This window comes from Enterobacter sp. KB-280D8, assembly GCF_041399405.1.
GTDB lineage: Bacteria > Pseudomonadota > Gammaproteobacteria > Enterobacterales > Enterobacteriaceae > Enterobacter > Enterobacter cloacae_N.
In genome coordinates this window covers 326,231-343,934 of the sequence record NZ_JBGKEC010000002.1, presented here as the reverse complement: position 1 = coordinate 343,934, position 17,704 = coordinate 326,231, and the positions used below count along the sequence as shown (strand labels likewise).

19 protein-coding genes are annotated in these 17,704 nt (G+C 57.5%); 7 read left to right on the top strand and 12 right to left on the bottom strand.

The features are described from left to right. Window positions 1-912 carry a glutathione ABC transporter permease GsiD gene (gene gsiD / locus AB8818_RS07115; protein WP_163330804.1) on the top strand — a complete coding sequence of 304 codons (912 nt, stop codon included), beginning with the start codon at window positions 1-3 and terminating at the stop codon, window positions 910-912. Between the two features lie 114 nt (window positions 913-1,026). On the opposite strand, the gene rimO is transcribed toward gsiD, so the two are convergent. Beyond that, a complete protein-coding gene (gene rimO, locus AB8818_RS07110) occupies window positions 1,027-2,352 on the bottom strand; it encodes a 30S ribosomal protein S12 methylthiotransferase RimO (RefSeq protein WP_032639113.1) in 1,326 nt (441 codons plus the stop codon). A gap of 216 nt (window positions 2,353-2,568) precedes the next feature. On the opposite strand from rimO, the gene bssR reads away from it, so the two are divergent. Together bssR and AB8818_RS07100 are read left to right on the top strand one after the other, a co-directional pair. Continuing rightward, complete coding sequence (bssR, locus tag AB8818_RS07105) at window positions 2,569-2,952, top strand: biofilm formation regulator BssR (RefSeq protein ID WP_116343416.1); 384 nt, start codon at window positions 2,569-2,571, stop codon at window positions 2,950-2,952. A gap of 108 nt (window positions 2,953-3,060) precedes the next feature. Then, on the top strand, window positions 3,061-4,179 hold the full coding sequence (locus AB8818_RS07100) for a PQQ-dependent sugar dehydrogenase (protein WP_163330805.1): 1,119 nt from the start codon (window positions 3,061-3,063) through the stop codon (window positions 4,177-4,179). On the opposite strand, the gene AB8818_RS07095 is transcribed toward AB8818_RS07100, so the two are convergent. Next, window positions 4,180-4,806: a glutathione S-transferase family protein gene (locus tag AB8818_RS07095; protein ID WP_192982926.1), complete on the bottom strand. Its 627-nt coding sequence runs from the start codon at window positions 4,804-4,806 to the stop codon at window positions 4,180-4,182. Window positions 4,807-5,047: 241 nt separating this feature from the next. On the opposite strand from AB8818_RS07095, the gene dacC reads away from it, so the two are divergent. After that, entirely contained in the window at window positions 5,048-6,253 is a 1,206-nt protein-coding gene (gene dacC, locus AB8818_RS07090) for a serine-type D-Ala-D-Ala carboxypeptidase (protein WP_116343419.1), read from the top strand. 67 nt (window positions 6,254-6,320) lie between these two features. Here dacC and deoR read toward each other — a convergent pair whose 3' ends face one another. The 3 genes from deoR to AB8818_RS07075 form a co-directional block, all read right to left on the bottom strand. Further along, entirely contained in the window at window positions 6,321-7,079 is a 759-nt protein-coding gene (gene deoR / locus AB8818_RS07085) for a DNA-binding transcriptional repressor DeoR (protein WP_163330807.1), read from the bottom strand. A 68-nt stretch (window positions 7,080-7,147) separates the two neighbouring features. Then, window positions 7,148-7,756: an undecaprenyl-diphosphate phosphatase gene (ybjG, locus tag AB8818_RS07080; RefSeq protein WP_163330808.1), complete on the bottom strand. Its 609-nt coding sequence runs from the start codon at window positions 7,754-7,756 to the stop codon at window positions 7,148-7,150. Between the two features lie 7 nt (window positions 7,757-7,763). Continuing rightward, a complete protein-coding gene (locus AB8818_RS07075) occupies window positions 7,764-8,492 on the bottom strand; it encodes a phosphatase PAP2 family protein (protein ID WP_163330809.1) in 729 nt (242 codons plus the stop codon). Window positions 8,493-8,660: 168 nt separating this feature from the next. Here AB8818_RS07075 and AB8818_RS07070 point away from each other — a divergent pair, with 168 nt between their 5' ends. Further along, complete coding sequence (locus AB8818_RS07070) at window positions 8,661-9,893, top strand: MFS transporter (protein ID WP_163330810.1); 1,233 nt, start codon at window positions 8,661-8,663, stop codon at window positions 9,891-9,893. Between the two features lie 89 nt (window positions 9,894-9,982). On the opposite strand, the gene AB8818_RS07065 is transcribed toward AB8818_RS07070, so the two are convergent. Next, complete coding sequence (locus tag AB8818_RS07065; protein WP_192982928.1) at window positions 9,983-10,795, bottom strand: Cof-type HAD-IIB family hydrolase; 813 nt, start codon at window positions 10,793-10,795, stop codon at window positions 9,983-9,985. Next, the gene (locus tag AB8818_RS07060) at window positions 10,785-11,999 is read right to left on the bottom strand and encodes an MFS transporter (protein WP_192982931.1); all 1,215 of its coding nucleotides are present in this window, start codon (window positions 11,997-11,999) and stop codon (window positions 10,785-10,787) included. Before AB8818_RS07060 ends, AB8818_RS07065 begins: the two co-directional genes overlap by 11 nt. A gap of 80 nt (window positions 12,000-12,079) precedes the next feature. Between AB8818_RS07060 and AB8818_RS07055 the strand changes: the two genes are divergently transcribed. Beyond that, window positions 12,080-12,631: a TetR/AcrR family transcriptional regulator gene (locus tag AB8818_RS07055; RefSeq protein WP_116341072.1), complete on the top strand. Its 552-nt coding sequence runs from the start codon at window positions 12,080-12,082 to the stop codon at window positions 12,629-12,631. Between the two features lie 21 nt (window positions 12,632-12,652). Here the strand turns inward: AB8818_RS07055 and arsC are convergent, their stop codons facing one another. The 4 genes from arsC to AB8818_RS07035 all read right to left on the bottom strand — a co-directional run bounded on the left by arsC (window position 12,653) and on the right by AB8818_RS07035 (window position 16,686). Continuing rightward, window positions 12,653-13,084 (bottom strand): glutaredoxin-dependent arsenate reductase, encoded by a 432-nt coding sequence (arsC, locus tag AB8818_RS07050; protein WP_116341070.1) that lies wholly within the window; start codon window positions 13,082-13,084, stop codon window positions 12,653-12,655. A gap of 12 nt (window positions 13,085-13,096) precedes the next feature. Then, window positions 13,097-14,386 (bottom strand): arsenic transporter, encoded by a 1,290-nt coding sequence (locus tag AB8818_RS07045; RefSeq protein WP_192982933.1) that lies wholly within the window; start codon window positions 14,384-14,386, stop codon window positions 13,097-13,099. Window positions 14,387-14,426: 40 nt separating this feature from the next. Then, window positions 14,427-14,747, bottom strand: coding sequence for a metalloregulator ArsR/SmtB family transcription factor (locus AB8818_RS07040; protein ID WP_163330814.1), 321 nt, complete (start codon window positions 14,745-14,747; stop codon window positions 14,427-14,429). Between the two features lie 253 nt (window positions 14,748-15,000). After that, window positions 15,001-16,686 (bottom strand): aspartate:alanine antiporter, encoded by a 1,686-nt coding sequence (locus AB8818_RS07035; protein ID WP_014169303.1) that lies wholly within the window; start codon window positions 16,684-16,686, stop codon window positions 15,001-15,003. Between the two features lie 279 nt (window positions 16,687-16,965). Between AB8818_RS07035 and AB8818_RS07030 the strand changes: the two genes are divergently transcribed. Further along, complete coding sequence (locus AB8818_RS07030; RefSeq protein WP_116341062.1) at window positions 16,966-17,334, top strand: inner membrane protein YbjM; 369 nt, start codon at window positions 16,966-16,968, stop codon at window positions 17,332-17,334. Window positions 17,335-17,364: 30 nt separating this feature from the next. Here AB8818_RS07030 and AB8818_RS07025 read toward each other — a convergent pair whose 3' ends face one another. After that, entirely contained in the window at window positions 17,365-17,634 is a 270-nt protein-coding gene (locus AB8818_RS07025) for a GrxA family glutaredoxin (RefSeq protein ID WP_006809455.1), read from the bottom strand. Window positions 17,635-17,704: the final 70 nt, after the last annotated feature.

Genomic DNA, 17,704 nt, shown 5'->3' with positions numbered 1-17,704 from the left:
ATGCGATTGTTGAACTGGCGGCGTCAGGCCGTTTTGAGCGCGATGCCGGGGCTGAAACCGGAGCATGTCCGCACGCCGTGGTCCGAATTCTGGCGGCGTTTTCGCCGTCAGCCGGTCGCGATGGCGGCGGGGCTGTTTGTGCTGCTGCTGATTGCGGTGGCGATCGTTGCGCCCTGGGTGGCGCCGTTTGATGCGGAGAACTATTTTGACTACGACCGTCTGAACGACGGCCCCTCGATGCTGCACTGGTTCGGCGTGGACTCCCTCGGTCGCGATATCTTCAGCCGCGTGCTGGTGGGGGCGCAGATTTCTCTCGCCGCCGGAGTGTTCGCGGTGCTGATCGGCGCGGCCATCGGGACCGTGCTGGGGCTTGTCGCCGGGTATTACGAAGGCTGGTGGGACCGCATCATCATGCGCATCTGCGACGTGCTGTTTGCCTTCCCCGGCATTCTGCTGGCGATTGCCGTGGTGGCGATCATGGGCAGTGGTATGGCGAACGTGATTATCGCCGTCGCGGTCTTTTCGATACCGGCCTTTGCCCGCCTGGTGCGCGGCAACACGCTGGTGCTGAAACAGCAAACCTTTATCGAATCCGCCCGCAGCATGGGGGCAAGCGACGCTACCATCCTCTTTAGCCATATTCTGCCGGGCACGGTATCGTCCATCGTGGTCTATTTCACCATGCGTATCGGGGTGTCGATTATCTCGGCGGCCAGCCTGTCGTTTTTAGGGTTAGGGGCTCAGCCACCGACGCCGGAGTGGGGCGCGATGCTGAACGAGGCGAGGGCGGATATGGTGATTGCGCCGCACGTGGCGATCTTCCCGAGTCTGGCGATTTTTCTGACCGTGCTGGCGTTTAATCTGCTGGGGGACGGGCTGCGCGACGCGCTGGATCCGAGGATTAAGGGGTAGGCTTTTGCTTGCCCCTCACCCCGGCCCTCTCCCCAAAGGGGCGAGGGTGAAAAACCGCACCGAGCAGTCCCCTCTCCCCAGTGGGGAGAGGGTTAGGGTGAGGGGGAAAGGAGATTAAACCCGGCTACCCCACAGGTCATACTCGTCGGCGTTTTCAACCTTCACGCGAATAATATCGCCCGGCTTAACGTTGGTTTCGCCATTCAGGTACACCGCGCCGTCGATTTCAGGGGCGTCCGCCATGCTGCGGCCAATCGCGCCTTCTTCGTCCACTTCGTCGATGATGACCATAATTTCGCGGCCCACTTTTTCCTGCAGACGCTCGGCAGAGATCTGCTGTTGCAGCTGCATGAAGCGGTTCCAGCGCTCTTCTTTCACCTCTTCCGGCACCTGGTCCGCCAGCTCGTTGGCGGTTGCGCCTTCTACCGGGCTGTATTTGAAGCAGCCTACGCGGTCAAGACGCGCTTCTTTCAGGAAGTCGAGCAGCATCTGGAAATCTTCTTCGGTTTCACCCGGGAAGCCGACGATGAAGGTGGAGCGCAGGGTCAATTCCGGGCAGATCTCGCGCCACTGCTTGATGCGCGCCAGCTGGCGGTCAACCGAGCCAGGGCGCTTCATCAGCTTCAGGATACGCGGACTGGCGTGCTGCAGCGGGATATCCAGGTATGGCAGGATTTTGCCTTCCGCCATCAGCGGGATCACGTCGTCAACGTGCGGGTACGGGTAGACGTAGTGCAGACGCGTCCAGATACCCAGTTTAGACAGCTGCTCGCACAGGCCCACCATGCTGGTTTTCACCGGCTCGCCGTTGTGGAACCCGGAGCGGTGCTTAACGTCCACGCCGTACGCGGAGGTGTCCTGGGAAATCACCAGCAGCTCCTTCACGCCCGCGTCGGCCAGGCGTTTCGCTTCCGCCAGCACTTCGCCAATCGGACGGCTCACCAGATCGCCACGCATGGACGGGATAATGCAGAAGGTGCAGCGATGGTTGCAGCCTTCGGAAATTTTTAAGTAAGCGTAGTGACGCGGCGTCAGCTTCACGCCCTGTTCCGGCACCAGGCTCAGGAACGGGTTGTGCTTGGGTTTTGGCACGTAGTGATGAACATGTTGCAGCACCTGCTCGTAGCTGTGCGGGCCGGTGATCTCCAGCACCTTCGGGTGCACTTCGCGGATCTGGTCTTCTTTCGCACCCAGACAGCCGGTCACGATCACTTTGCCGTTTTCGGTCAGGGCTTCACCGATGGCTTCCAGTGACTCCTGTACCGCGCTGTCGATAAAGCCACAGGTGTTCACGATCACCATATCGGCGTTGTCGTAGCTTGGCACCACGTCATAGCCTTCAGTGCGCAGTTCGGTCAGGATGCGTTCGGAATCCACCAGGTTTTTCGGGCAGCCCAGGGAGACGAAGCCGATTTTCGGCTGGTGCGTAACATTGCTCATAGGTTAAAAATTCATCAATTATGGAGTTATCAGGGCGGGATTTTACAGCGTATCGCGTGGGATTTATACACTCTTTGCAAGCGGGATGGGCCGGGTAGAGGTTGTAACATTGTAAATAATGTTAATTGGTTAAGAATAATTGATCTCAGGCATTAAACTGTACAAAAAATGAACTTATTCTGAATGTGCAACATGGCTGACAGAGGAGGAAATAGCATGTCCGTTGACAGACTGAAACGCGATCTGCTTAACAAGCTGATCAACGCCCGAATCGACCTGGCCGCCTATCTGCAGCTCAGGAAGGCAAAGGGCTATATGTCAGTCAGCGAAAGCGAACATCTGCGTGATAACCTGTTTGAACTGTGTAATTTCATGCGTGAAAAAGCACCGACCCTGAAGGCGGAATACGATGAATGCGAGCTAATGGCGCTGCGCCGTGCCGCTGAGGTGCTCTCCATTGCAGGGGTATGTTTGATGAACGGACGCCACGACTGCCCGAATTTTATCGCTGTTAACGCGGAGAAGCTTGAAAACTGCCTGACAACGCTCTCTCTTTGCATCATGTGCCTGAATAAGCACGAGACGCTTTCACAGCACTGAGCCCGGGGGGAGACAACTCCCCCCATCTGATTAAGCTTTTGTAAAAGTGGTAACGCGCCCGGAGGTAATGGCTAATCTTTATGCCATATGCCGAAAAAGGAGCGCGTTATGCCTCGATCCTCGTTGATTTTCCTGCCTGCGTTATTCATTCCGTTTTCGCTTATTGCCGCGCCAGAGGCGGTGAAGGTTGAGGTGCTGCAAAACCGACTCGATCACCCGTGGTCGATGGCGTTCCTGCCGGGCAATAACGGTTTACTGGTCACCCTTAAGGGCGGGCAGCTCAAGCGCTGGCAGGCCGGGAAAGGGCTTTCCGATCCCATTGTCGGCGTGCCGAAGGTGTGGGCGAACGGCCAGGGAGGACTGCTGGACGTGGTGCTGGCGCCGGATTTTGAAAAGTCGCGTCGCGTCTGGCTGAGCTATGCCGAAGCCGGGCAGGACGGCAAGGCCGGAACGGCGGTGGGCTATGGCCGCCTGAGCGACGATTTTTCCCGCATCGAGGGATTTCAGGTGGTGTTCCGCCAGATGCCAAAACTCTCTACCGGAAACCATTTTGGCGGGCGACTGGTGTTCGACGGAAAAGGGTATCTCTTTATCGGACTTGGCGAGAACAACCAGCGCCCGACGGCGCAGGATCTGGACAAGCTGCAGGGTAAAGTGGTGCGCCTCACCGAAGACGGCAAAGTGCCGCCGGATAACCCGTTTGTGAATACCTCCGGCGCGCGGCCTGAAATCTGGTCTTATGGTATTCGCAACCCGCAGGGAATGGCGATGAACCCGTGGAGCGACACGCTGTGGCTGAACGAGCACGGCCCGCGCGGCGGGGATGAAATCAACATCCCGGAGAAGGGCAAAAATTACGGCTGGCCGCTGGCGACGCACGGCATCAACTACAGCGGGCTGAAAATCCCGGAGGCCAAAGGCGAGCACGTTGAGGGCGCCGAGAAGCCACTGTTTGTCTGGAAAGTGTCACCTGCGGTCAGCGGCATGGCGTTCTACAACAGCGACGTGTTCCCGCAGTGGAAAAACAAGCTGTTTATCGGCGCACTGAAGGAGAAGGACGTTATCGTGCTGAGCGTGGACGGCAACAGGGTCACCGAGGACGGTCGGATCCTGGGCGACCGGGAACAGCGCATTCGCGACGTGCGGGTCGGGCCGGACGGGTATCTGTATGTACTGACGGATGAAACGGACGGGCAGCTGTTGAAAGTCAGCCCGTCCGGAGCGTAATCAGGTGACCGGGATCATCACCACGTTACGGTATGCCGGGCGATCGCTCAGCTGTTTAAGCCAGCGCTCAAGGTGCGGGCGCGGGGTCCACTTCAGACCGAGGTTGGTCAGGTTCCACACGAACGGCGCAACGGCAATATCACCCACGCCGAACGCCTCACCGGAGAACCAGGCGTGGTTCGCCAGTTCGTCATCCATCATGGCAAACAGGTTTTCGCAGACATCCTGCGCGGCATGAATAGCAGGGTAGTCGCGCTCGGCTTCAGGGGTCCTCACCAGCCCCATCAGGATCACGCGGTGAACGGGGGAGAGCGTCTGGTTTGCCCAGTCCATCCACTTCTCACCCTGGGCGCGCTGCGCCGGGTTTTCAACCCACAGGCGGCCAAGACCGTACTGGGCGGCGAGGTAACGCACAATGGTGTTGGACTCCCAAAGCGTCGCGTCTGTTTCGTCATCGCGCAGCAGCGGCACCAGGCCGTTCGGGTTCATGGCCAGATAGTCGGCCTCTTTGTTCACGCCAAACGCCATTCCAGCCATGATTTGATTAAACGGTAAATCCAGCTCTTCCAGCGTCCAGAGCACTTTCTTAACGTTGGTCGAATTGTTCCTGCCCCACAGCGTAATCATATTTTCTCCTGATGAGATGTGAATCCGGGTCGGCTTTTCGCCATGGTGAGATAAACCTAACAATTACGCAACAGAAGACAAAAAAATCGCCTGAATCAAAGCGTAAATGAATGTTATTGCATAAACTTTAATAACTTTACCCTCGTTGGGTTTCTTTAACCGTTTTAGTGCGCTATTACTCATCGCTTCTTGCGACACGGTGATGTGACGTAATTTTTGAATGGACACTCGGGTGGCATTTATGACGCGAAAAATGACTTCTCTGCGCAGCCTGGCGGCAGGCTCTGCGCTCCTTTTCCTGTTTGCACCAACGCTCTACGCGGCTGAACAGGCTGCGCCCGAAGCGCCGCCTGTGGACGCGCGCGCCTGGATCCTGATGGACTACTCCAGCGGTAAAGTGCTGGCGGAAGGCAATGCCGATGAGAAACTCGATCCGGCGAGCCTGACCAAAATCATGACCAGCTATGTCGTCGGGCAGGCGTTAAAAGCGGGCAAGATCAAGCTGGACGATATGGTTACCATCGGGAAGGATGCCTGGGCGACCGGTAACCCGGCACTGCGCGGCTCGTCGGTGATGTTCCTGAAGCCTGGCGATCAGGTCTCCGTCTCCGATCTGAATAAAGGGGTAATCATTCAGTCGGGAAATGATGCGTGCATCGCGCTGGCCGATTACGTTGCCGGCAGCCAGGACTCTTTCATTGGTTTGATGAATGGCTATGCGCAGAAGCTCGGCTTAACCAACACCACCTTCAAAACGGTTCACGGTCTGGATGCGCCGGGACAATTCAGTACCGCGCGCGACATGGCGCTGCTGGGGAAAGCGCTGATCCACGACGTGCCGGATGAATACGCCATCCACAAAGAGAAAGAGTTTACCTTCAACAAAATTCGCCAGCCGAACCGCAACCGTCTGCTGTGGAGCAGCAACGTCAACGTGGACGGAATGAAGACCGGCACTACGGCCGGTGCGGGCTATAACCTGGTGGCCTCCGCGACGCAGGGCGATATGCGTCTGATCTCGGTGGTGCTGGGCACCAAAACCGACCGCATCCGCTTTAATGAATCAGAAAAACTGCTGACCTGGGGCTTCCGCTTCTATGAAACCGTGACGCCGATTAAACCGGATGCCACGTTCGTCAGCCAGCGCGTCTGGTTTGGTGACAAGAGCGAGGTGAATCTGGGGGCAGGTGAGGCCGGTTCCGTGACCATTCCGCGCGGCCAGCTGAAAAACCTGAAGGCCAGCTATACCCTGACTGACCCGCAGCTCACCGCGCCGCTGAAAAAAGGCCAGGTGGTCGGGACGATTGATTTCCAGCTAAACGGCAAGTCGATTGAACAGCGTCCGCTGATTGTGATGGAAGCGGTAGAAGAGGGCGGTTTCTTTAGCCGGATGTGGGATTTCGTGTTGATGAAATTCCACGGGTGGTTTGGCAGCTGGTTTAGTTAAATCTTGTGGGTTTTCTCCCTCTCCCTTTGGGAGAGGGCCGGGGTGAGGGCGTCAGGCCGCACCCCTCTTAATACATCAACTTCACCTGCTGCGCCTTTGCATGGGCTACAATCTCGTCGTCCGGGCGGCAATCGCTGACGATGGCGTCAAACTGCGCCAGCTCGCCCATTCTTGCCGAACGCACCTTGCCAAACTTGCTGTGATCGACCACCAGCACATGGTACTGCGCGGCGCTTAACGCCCAGTGCTTCACCGGCAGCTCTTCCAGATTAAAGCAGGTTGCACCCTGGCGCACGTTCACGCCTGCGGCAGAATAAAACGCGATGTCCGGGCATAAATTGCTGAGCGTGTCCTGCAGGTTAAGCGGCTTGAAGATGGCGTTGCTGGCGTGAAACTCGCCGCCGCAGAGGATTACCCTGCACTCGGGTTTCTCCTGAAGCGCCAGAAAGGTGTTCAGGGAGTAGCACACGGCGGTAAAGGGAATGCTGCTGTCGATGGCTTCGATAATCCACGGCGTGGTCGTTCCGCAGTCAAAAAACAGCGTCTGGTGCGGCTGTACCAGCGTGGCCGCAAGGCGCGCGGCTTTGCGTTTCTCGTCCACCAGCCGCGTCTTCTGGTCGCTGATCAGATAATGGCTGGCGCTACGCGGCTCAAGCACAATATACCCGCCCAGCAGCACGATGGGCGCGCTTTCGCTGTTCAGATCCCGACGAATGGTCATCTCTGAGACGCCGAGGAGGTTGGCGGCTTCCTTAAGATGCAGCTTATCGCTGCGCTTCAGCGCCTGTAGCAGCTGAGCAATGCGGTCATCGCGACGTGTTTCCATAGTTCCTCGGGATAAAAAAAGTGAACCCCCGCAGGGCGGGGGTTCAAGTGTAACCTGTCAGGTTGGGGTTAGTCACGTATCCAGCCTTTGCGGATCGGGATAGCGAAAATGGCACGATAGAGTGAAGACAGCGTGCGGTAGAGCGCTTCACCGAAGAGGCTCCACAGGATAGCCGCGCTCACGCAGCCAATCAGTCCGACCAGGAAACCGCCCACCATATCGAGCGGCCAGTGAACGCCCAGGTAAACGCGAGACCAGGCGATTGCCAGGGCCGCCACCATCAGGACTGCACCAGACCACAGGCGATGCCAGAACAGGAAAGCCAGCGCGAAGGTGAAGATAACCGTACCGTGATCGCTCGGGAAGGAGTCATCCGGCGCGTGGTGCAGGAAGGTATAGCCCACGTGATCGACGAAAGGACGATCGTGCGGGAACGCGTGGCCGAGAATATAGCTGACCAGTACGCTTACTCCGAGTGCCATCGCCACTTTAATCACCAGCTGGCGCTGCGCCTTGACCTGGCTGCGGGGCCCCCACAGCCAGAGAATGGCTGCCAGCGCAGGCACAATACTGATAAGGTCTTTCGCCAGAAAGGTGGCAAAATCGATCATCCACTCTGGCGAGGCCGGGGTGGCGTTGATCAGATAAAACAGCTGATAATTCAGATTCTCTAGCATAGCGTTATCACTCTTTTGCAAACCGGGTGGAAACCAGCCCGTAGACTGCCACCTGGGAAAACCAGACCCACCACCCGGCCCACAGGTTGTGAGAGAAAAAATGTGCCCCGCGCATGACCTGGCCGAAGCCCATCGCCAGACCGAGCAGTACGCCGAGGGCAACAAAACTCCAGGCGAGACGCGGACGCTCGCGCCAGAAGGCAAAAAACAGCCCCATCACCATAAAGCCGCTGGAGGAATGACCTCCTGGGAAACAGCGCCCCGGACCGCTGTCTGCCGGAACGGAACTGAACAGAGGGTAAGACACGGCCTTACCGCCATATTCCACCAGATCCCACGGGCAGCTATGGTGGCTCATACTTTTCAGCACGCCGACCACCAGCGCGCCAAGCCCCATCAGCAGCGCAGCGGTGACCAGCCTTGCATTACGTTTATAAGCGCCGTAAAACAGCGCCATGGCGCCTAAGGCGATCGCAATATACTTCGCCAGACGATGGTTCAGCAGATCCAGCAGGTGGTCTTTCTGCAGCGGGAAAGTCTGTGTCGCCGCGTCATACCAAAAGCCGGTGATCCATCTGTCGAACGCTTCATTGCGCGATAGCCACGTAAACACCACGGCAAGGACTATCAGCACTAAAAGCTGATAACCATAAAAGCGGGGCGGTAAGCGGTAAAGTCGTTTTGTCTTATTTGTCTGTAAGTTAGACAATTCTGAACGGCTGGAGGTGAGTGCCATAATATGAGGTCGTTGACGAATAATCGGGCTATCATAAATCTGTCAACTTAAGGAAACCTTAAACGAAGACGATATGTGCTTTATTTCTGTTTATCCTCGATAAATTACTATCTCGGGCTGCGGCATTTCATTACACTCGTCGCGATTTTGTCATCATAAAGAGATTGCATGTTAAACCGTTCTACTTCTGGTTCACGTCTGGGTCGTCAGGCGTTGCTTTTCCCCCTGTGTCTGGTGCTCTACGAATTCTCTACCTATATCGGCAACGATATGATCCAGCCCGGTATGCTGGCCGTTGTGGAGCAGTACAACGCGGGAATTGAGTGGGTGCCGACCTCCATGACCGCCTACCTGGCCGGCGGCATGTTTTTACAGTGGCTGTTAGGCCCGCTGTCGGATCGTATTGGCCGCCGCCCGGTCATGCTGACGGGTGTGGTGTGGTTTATCGTCACCTGTCTTGCTACGCTGCTGGCACAAAACATTGAGCAATTTACCCTGCTGCGCTTCCTGCAGGGGGTCAGCCTGTGCTTTATCGGCGCCGTGGGGTATGCCGCCATTCAGGAGTCGTTTGAAGAGGCGGTGTGTATCAAAATTACCGCGCTGATGGCGAACGTGGCGCTGATCGCCCCCTTACTCGGGCCGCTGGTGGGGGCCGCATGGGTGCACGTTGCACCGTGGGAAGGGATGTTTGTGCTCTTTGCCGTTCTCGCCGCTATTGCGTTCTTCGGCCTGCACCGTGCGATGCCGGAAACGGCTACCCGTCTGGGCGAAAAACTCTCGCTGAAAGAGCTGGGCCGGGATTACAAAGCAGTGCTGAAAAATGGCCGCTTTGTGGCGGGGGCGCTGGCGACCGGATTCGTTAGCCTGCCGCTGCTGGCGTGGATCGCGCAGTCACCGGTGATAATCATCAGCGGTGAAAAACTCAGCAGTTACGAGTACGGCCTGCTGCAGGTGCCGATCTTTGGCGCGCTGATTATCGGTAACCTGGTGCTGGCCCGTCTGACGTCTCGCCGCACCGTGCGTTCCCTGATTATTATGGGCGGCTGGCCGATTGCGGCAGGTCTGATTCTTGCTGCGGTGGCGACCGTCGCGTCATCCCACGCCTACTTGTGGATGACGGCGGGGCTGAGTATTTATGCTTTCGGGATTGGCGTGGCGAACGCCGGCCTGGTGCGCCTGACGCTGTTTGCGAGCGAGATGAGTAAAGGCACGGTGTCCGCGGCGATGGGGATGCTGCAGATGCTGATTTTTACCGTCGGTATCGAAGTGAGCAAGCATGCCTACGCCCTGGGCGGCAACGGTCTGTTCAGCCTGTTTAACCTCGCCAACGGCGTGCTTTGGGTTGGCCTGATGGTGGTGTTCCTGAAAGACAAACGCGTCGGAAACGCCCTGCAACCTTAATTCTTATTCCCTTTCCCTGTGTGAGTGCACGGAACAGTCCCCTCTCCCTGTGGGAGAGGGCTAGGGTGAGGGCACCAGACCGCACGGTATCAATTAAACGGTGCCTCCCCGTTCAGCACCTTCTCAATCACGTTTAAAACGCCTTCATCGTTATTGTGTGGCGCTTCAAAACGCGCCGCCGCTTTAATATGCGGTCTGGCATTCGCCATCGCAAAGCTGAACCCGGACTGGCGCAGCATCTCCACGTCGTTGCCGCTGTCGCCGAAGGCAACCACTTCGCTATCGTCTATGCCCCAGCGCGTTTGCAGGATCCGCAGACCGTTGGCTTTATGCACGCCGGGGATAATCAGGTCAATGCTGCCGTGACCGGTGGTGACGGGCACCATAATGTCGCTCAGCTTTTCATGCAGCAGCGCCTGAATGCGCGGAATTTCATCATCGGAAACGTTGAGCCCGAACTTGAAGAAGATGTCGTTCAGGTTGTCGAAATCCTGCACCCTTTCGAGGCGGTGATAATATTTTGACGCGATATCAATGAAGGCATCGTCATAGGCCTTAAGGGTGTAGGCGCTGCCTTTCCCGCAGGCGATAATCTCAATGCCGGGGACATCATTCAACACGGTGGCCACGGTGCTGAAATGCGCTTTTGTCAGCTCGCCGTTGAATACATCTTCCCCGGCATCGACCACCCAGCCGCCGTTTTCAGCGACGAACGCAATTTCATGCGCGATCTCCGGGAAAAAGGAGATCAGCTGGTAATACTGGTTACCGCTGGCGACCACGAAGCGAATGCCTTGCGCCTTCATGCGCGCATACTGCCCCAGAAAGCGCGGGCGGTTATAGGTCTTGGCATCACTCAGGAATGTGCCATCCATGTCGACGGCGATCAGTTTAACGCTCATATCCCTTCTCCAGTGTCGTTTGATTCGTTTCCGGCTTTGCCACCGCGCGCGCCACCAGCGCCGCGATGATGACCAACCCTAATACCACCAGCATGGCGCTGCGCAGCCCGTAGTGCTCGCCGAGGAAGCCGAGCAGCGGTGGCCCGACCAGGAAGGCAAGATAGCCCGTGGTCGCCACCACGCTGACGCGCGTCGGGGCATCCGGGCCGGTATCGCTGGCGGCTGAAATGGTCAGCGGGAAGCCGAGCGACGCGCCCAGACCCCAGAGGATCACCGAGACCCCGGCAATCCAGTCCACGTCCACAAAGACGATCATCGCAATACCCAGGCCGCCCAGCAGGGCGCTGGCGCGCACCACCGCCACGCGGCTGTAGCGGTCGATAAACCAGCCGCCGGTGAAGCGCCCGACGGTCATCCCCAGCGTAAACCCGGCGTAAATCAGCGAACCGGAGGTCGGGCTAAAGCCGTGACCGTCCACCATCAGCAGCGGCAGCCAGTCGTTGGCGGAACCTTCCGCGAAAGCCATCGCCAGCACCACCACGCCGATGAGCATCAGCTGGAAATCGCGGTAGAAGGGTAGCCCTTTTTCCGCCGAATGCTGTTCTTCAGCGGAATTCTTGCCGGTACCGTTCGGGATCGCCCGGATGCCGGTCAGGATCGGAATGATGCACACCAGCGCCGCCAGCAGAATATGCAGATTCGCGCTCACGCCGGTGGCCGTCAGCGCCATCCCCACGCCCGCGCCGGCGAGGGTGCCGAGGCTGTAAAAGCCGTGCATCATCGGCAGCACGGTTTTGTTCATCTCGCGCTCGACCGCCGCCCCTTCAACGTTGATGGCAACCTCAGCCGAACCGAAGCTGCCGCCAAATACCGTCAGCCCCAGGGCAAACAGCACCGGCGAGGCAAACCACAGCGCCACGCTTAATATCACCATCCCGAACACCGCGAAGCACATGGTGGTGCGGATCACCGCCCGCGTACCGAAGCGCTTCACCAGCCAGGCAGAGCAGAGAATGCCGCTCATGGAGCCTATCGACAGGCCGAACAGGACGATGCCCATCTCAGCGGTAGAAACGGACAAAATATCGCGAATGGCGGGGGTGCGCGTGGCCCAGGAGGCCATCAGCAGGCCGGGAAGGAAGAAGAACATAAACAGCGCCCACATGCGGAGCTGCAGGGCTTTACGGGGAGAGGTCAGCGTCATTGGGGAGCACCAGAAGTACAACGATAGCGACAACACTAGCAAGTTTGTGTACATTTGTACATAAACCACGTGAGGAATTTATGAGCAGACCACCGAACGATCCGCATCGCCGGGAGAAGATCCTGCAGGCCACGCTCGATACCATTGCCGAGCACGGGATTCACGCCGTCACGCACCGTAAAATCGCCACCTGCGCGGGCGTGCCGCTGGGGTCGATGACCTATTATTTCGACGGTATGGAGCCGCTGCTGGAGGAGGCCTTCACATGGTTTACCCGACAGATGTCGCAGCAATACCGGGATTTCTTCTCGGGCGTCACCGGGCCGGAAATGGCGTGCGAATCCATCACCACGCTGATCCACAGCTCGCAGGTGACCACGCCGCACAACATGGCGCTGATGTATCAGCTCTACGCCTTTATGCACCGCAGCGCGGCGCTCAAAACGGTGATGCAGGACTGGATGAAGATGAGCCAGACCACGCTGGAGCAGTGGTTCGACCCGGTCACCACTCGCGCGCTGGACGCGTTTATCGAAGGGATGACGCTGCACTATGTCACCGACCGGGCGCCGTTAACCCGCGAAGAGATCCGGGCGATGGTGGGGAGAATTGCGGGCGAGGGGAACCTTTAGGCATCACTCGCCCTGCCAGTTTTACCTGGGTTCGATTTTGTTCCCGCTGGCGTCCACGACGGCTTCACCATCCTCTTTGGTAAACGCCCCTTTCTGCGCCTCCGGCAGAATGTCGAGCACGACTTCAGACGGGCGGCACAGGCGGGTACCAAGCGGCGTCACCACGATTGGACGGTTAATCAGGATCGGGTATTGCAGCATGAAATCGATAAGCTGGTCGTCGGTGAAGGTATCTTCAGCAAGGCCGAGCTGTTCATACGGCTCCACGTTTTTACGCAGCAGATCCCGCACCGAAATGCCCATATCGGCAATCAGGGTGGTCAGCTTCTCGCGCGACGGCGGGGTTTCAAGATAGAGGATAATCTCCGGCTCCGCGCCGCTGTTGCGGATCATCTCCAGCGTATTGCGCGACGTGCCGCAGGCGGGGTTGTGATAAATGGTGATGTGGCTCATATCAGTGGCTCATTACAGTGTGAAGGAGAGACGTAGCGCCAGCGCGGCGAGCGTCACAAACAGGACCGGCTGCGTCATGATGATGCCCGTCCGGAAATAGTAGCCCCAGGTAATCGTCATGTTTTTCTGCGCCAGCACGTGGAGCCAGAGCAGGGTGGCGAGGCTACCGATAGGCGTGATTTTCGGCCCCAGATCGCAACCAATCACGTTGGCGTAAATCATCGCTTCCTTGATCAATCCCGTCGCCGTACTGCCCTCAATGGAGAGCGCGCCAATCAGCACCGTGGGCATATTGTTCATTATGGATGACAGAAACGCGGTGATGAACCCGGTCCCCAGCGTGGTGGCCCACAGTCCGTGTCCGGCCAGGCTATTCAGCACGCCTGTGAGAGAGTCCGTCAGCCCGGCATTACGCAGGCCATACACCACCAGATACATCCCCAGTGAGAAGATAACAATTTGCCACGGAGCGCCGCGCAGCACTTTTCCGGTGTTTATCGCATGTCCGCGTTTTGCGACAGCGAATAAAATCAGCGCGCCGACGGTGGCGATGGCGCTGACCGGAATGCCGAGAGGTTCAAGCACAAAGAAGCCGACGAGCAGAAGCAGCAGCACGATCCAGCCCGTTCTGAACGTCGGCAGGTCGTGAATGGCCCGCGCGGGCTCCTGAAGTTTCGCCAGGTCATATTTCGGGGGAATTTCCTTGCGGAAGAAGAGATGCAGCATCACCAGCGTTGCGGCAATCGCGGCGATATCTACCGGGATCATCACCGAGGCGTATTCGCTGAACCCCAGCTTAAAGAAGTCTGCCGACACGATGTTGACCAGATTGGAGACAATCAGCGGCAGGCTCGCGGTATCGGCGATAAAACCTGCCGCCATCACAAACGCCAGTGTGGCCTGCTTGCTGAACCCCAGCGCCAGCAGCATGGCGATAACGATAGGCGTGAGGATCAGCGCCGCACCGTCATTGGCAAACAGCGCCGCCACGGCCGCACCCAGCAGCACAATATAAGTAAACAGCAATCGACCGCGACCGTTTCCCCAGCGGGCAACGTGCAGCGCCGCCCATTCGAAAAAGCCGGACTCATCCAGCAGCAGGCTGATGATGATGACGGCGATAAACGTTGCCGTGGCGTTCCAGACGATATTCCACACCACCGGAATATCATTAATGTGAATTACCCCGCTTGCCAGCGCCAGCACGGCGCCAATGGTCGCGCTCCAGCCGATACTGAGCCCCTTCGGCTGCCAGATGACCAGCACCAGCGTAAACAGAAAAATAGCCCCTGCCAGAAACATCTTTTACTCCGTTATATCTGTTTTTGTGAATGTGTTGTTATCAGCACGAACCTGAAAGTCGGTTTTTAAGCTTCATGCGCGTCTCTTCCCGCAGACAGTTCCAGCTGTTGTCGATAACGGTTGCCGCCCACGCAGGCATGTTGGGGGAGAGACGGTAATGTACCCATTTGCCCTCGCGACGATCGATAACCAGCCCGGACTCGCGCAGCAGCGCCATGTGGCGGGATACTTTAGGCTGAGATTCGGCGGTCGCGGCGCAGAGATCGCAGACGCACAGCTCGCCCGCTTCGCGGAGCAGCATGACGATGGCGAGCCGCGTTTCGTCGGAGAGGGTTTTGAAGAGGTGGAGTGGGTGGAGCATGGGGGTTCCTGCTAGCGGATTAACTCATATGTGTTTAATCATATATGTTTTGATGGTAAGAGAGAAGGTGAGATTAGAGGAAGGGGAATTTCAGGCAACAAAAAACCCATCAACCTTGAACCAAAACGGCGGGGTTGATGGGCTCCACAAATTGGGGACATCAAAGAAAAGCAGTGGCACTAGTTATGACTGCCCCCTGCAAAAAAAGTTCTGCGCGTAACAAAAATTTTTTCATTACGCGCAAACTTAGGAGTTATCCGAGTCCCGGCCAGATGATGATAATCAGCGTACCCGCCAGCGTCAGCAGCACGTTAGCGATAGCGTAGGTGCCTGCATACCCCAGCGCCGGGATGTTGCTGCGCGCGGTATCGCTGATGATTTCCATCGCCGGCGCACAGGTACGCGCCCCCATCATCGCCCCGAACAGCAGGGCGCGGTTCATGCGCAGCACGTAGGCGCCGAACAGGAAGCAGATCACCACCGGCACCAGGCTGACGATAAGGCCGGAAACCAGCATCTGCCAGCCGACGGCGCCCAGGCTGTGGCCGATGCCGCTGCCCGCGCTTAAGCCGACGCCCGCCATAAACACCATCAGACCGAACTCTTTCACCATGTTCAGCGCGCCCTGCGGAATGTAGCCGAAGGTCGGGTGGTTCGCTCGCAGGAAGCCCAGCATGATCCCGGCAAACAGCAGCCCGGCAGCGTTACCGATGCCGAAGCTGAAGTTGCTGAACTGGAAGGTGATCATCCCGATCATCAGGCCAACGATAAAGAAGGCGCAGAAGGCCAGCAGGTCGGTGACCTGGCTGTGAATGGAGATAAAGCCGATGCGGTCGGCAACGGTTTTTACGCGTCGCGCGTCGCCGCTGACCTGCAGAACGTCGCCTTTGTTGAGCACGACGTTGTCGTCGATAGGCATCTCAATCTGACTGCGGATCACGCGGTTGAGGAAGCAGCCGTGGTCGGTCAGCTTCAGCTGCGCCAGGCGACGGCCCACGGCGTTATGGTTTTTCACCACGATCTCTTCGGTGACGATACGCATGTCGAGCAGGTCGCGGTCGAACACCTCTTTGCCGTTACGGAAGCTCGGGTCGAGACGAGCATGGGCGTCCGGGTAACCCACCAGCGCGATGTCGTCGCCCATCTGCAGCACCGCGTCGCCGTCCGGGTTCGCCAGAATGCCGTTGCGGCGGATACGTTCGATGTAGCAGCCCGTCTGGCGGTAAATCCCCAGCTCGCGAAGATTTTTGCCGTCAGCCCACGCCACCAGCTCCGGCCCGACGCGATAGGCGCGGATAACCGGAAGATAGACTTTACGTTTGGAATCGGTATCCAGGCCGCGCTCGCGCGCGATTTGCTGGGCGCTGGTCTGCAGATCCTGGTGCTGCAGTTTTGGCAGGTAGCGCGCGCCAACGATCAGGCTCACCAGACCAATCAGATAGGTCAGGGCGTAGCCGAGGCTCAGGTGGTCGAGGGCGGTAGAGAGCTGCGCGCCCGCCATGCCGGAATGGCGCAGGGTATCACCGGCACCCACGAGCACGGGGGTGGAGGTCATGGAGCCTGCCAGCATACCGGCCGTAAGCCCGATATCCCAGCCAAACAGTTTGCCCAGCCCTAACGCGATCAGCAGCGCGCTGCCGACCATCACCAGCGCCAGCATCAGATAATTTTTGCCGTCGCGGAAGAAAATTGAAAAAAAGTTAGGTCCCGCTTCTACGCCAACGCAAAAAATAAACAGCATAAAACCTAAGTTGAGCGCGTCCGTGTTAATGCTGAAGTGCTGCTGGCCTAATAATAAGGAGACGACTAAAACGCCAATGGAATTACCGAGTTGAACCGAACCCAGGCGCAATTTACCCAGGCAAAGACCCAGCGCCAGTACCACAAATAATAACAGGATGTAATTCCCATTTAACAAGTCTGCGACGTTTATATTCACGGAGGCTAACTTCTTGTTTACCAGTAAGTTGTTGAATGAAAGGACTTTTTGGGCTACTGTTTTCTGGGTCAGGGAAAGGCGTTAACGCTCCCTGTTTCCTGCTTTATTCCCTAAAACATTAGCTGGCGTGTAGTTTAATCGCATTAGCTACTGACAGCTACTGATTATCGCATCACCCTGTGCGTACTTTGGCATGGATTGCCGCACTGCTTTATCTGACTGGGCGTCTACCCGACGAATGTGTATTTGATAGAGATAAGTCAGGAGGATAGTTTGAATATGAAACGAAACTGGGCGGGGGTGATCAGCTGTTTTTTGCTGTTCACGGTCGTGTGCATGTCGCTCGCATTTAATGTGAAGGGCGCGTTCAGGGCGTCCGGGCATCCTGAGCTGGGGCTGCTCTTCTTCACGCTGCCGGGGGCTGCCGCCAGTTTTCTCTCCCGCAAAGGGGAGGTAGTGAAACCGCTTCTCGGTGCCATACTCGCAGCGCCGCTGTGTCTGCTGATGATGCGCCTGCTGTATATTTCAACGCGGAGTTTCTGGCAGGAGCTGGCGTGGCTGCTGAGCGCGGTGTTCTGGTGCGCTCTTGGCGCGCTCTGCTACCTGTTTGTGCGCAGTCTGGTTCAGCACCGACGGCACCACAAATAAAAACGCCCTCACGGTGAGGGCGCCTTTTCATTACTGAGCGGCAAACAGGCCCAGATGTTCTTTGGCGTAGGCTTCAAAGTCGGTGCAACCGCCGATGTGTTTCTGATCGAGGAAGATCTGCGGTACGGTTTCAACCGGCTTACCGACGGTTTTTTCCAGATCGGCTTTGGTGATGCCTTCCGCGTGGATGTCCACATAACGGAAGTTGAAGTCATCGCGCTCTTCGGTCAGTTTCTCAGCCAGCTCTTTCGCGCGAACACAGTAAGGGCACCCTGGACGACCAAAAATTACTGCAAACATTTCTCTCTCCTCAAAAAACAAGCCTGACGGCGAATAGCACGTATAGTGCCCGATAACCTGTCGTCATTAA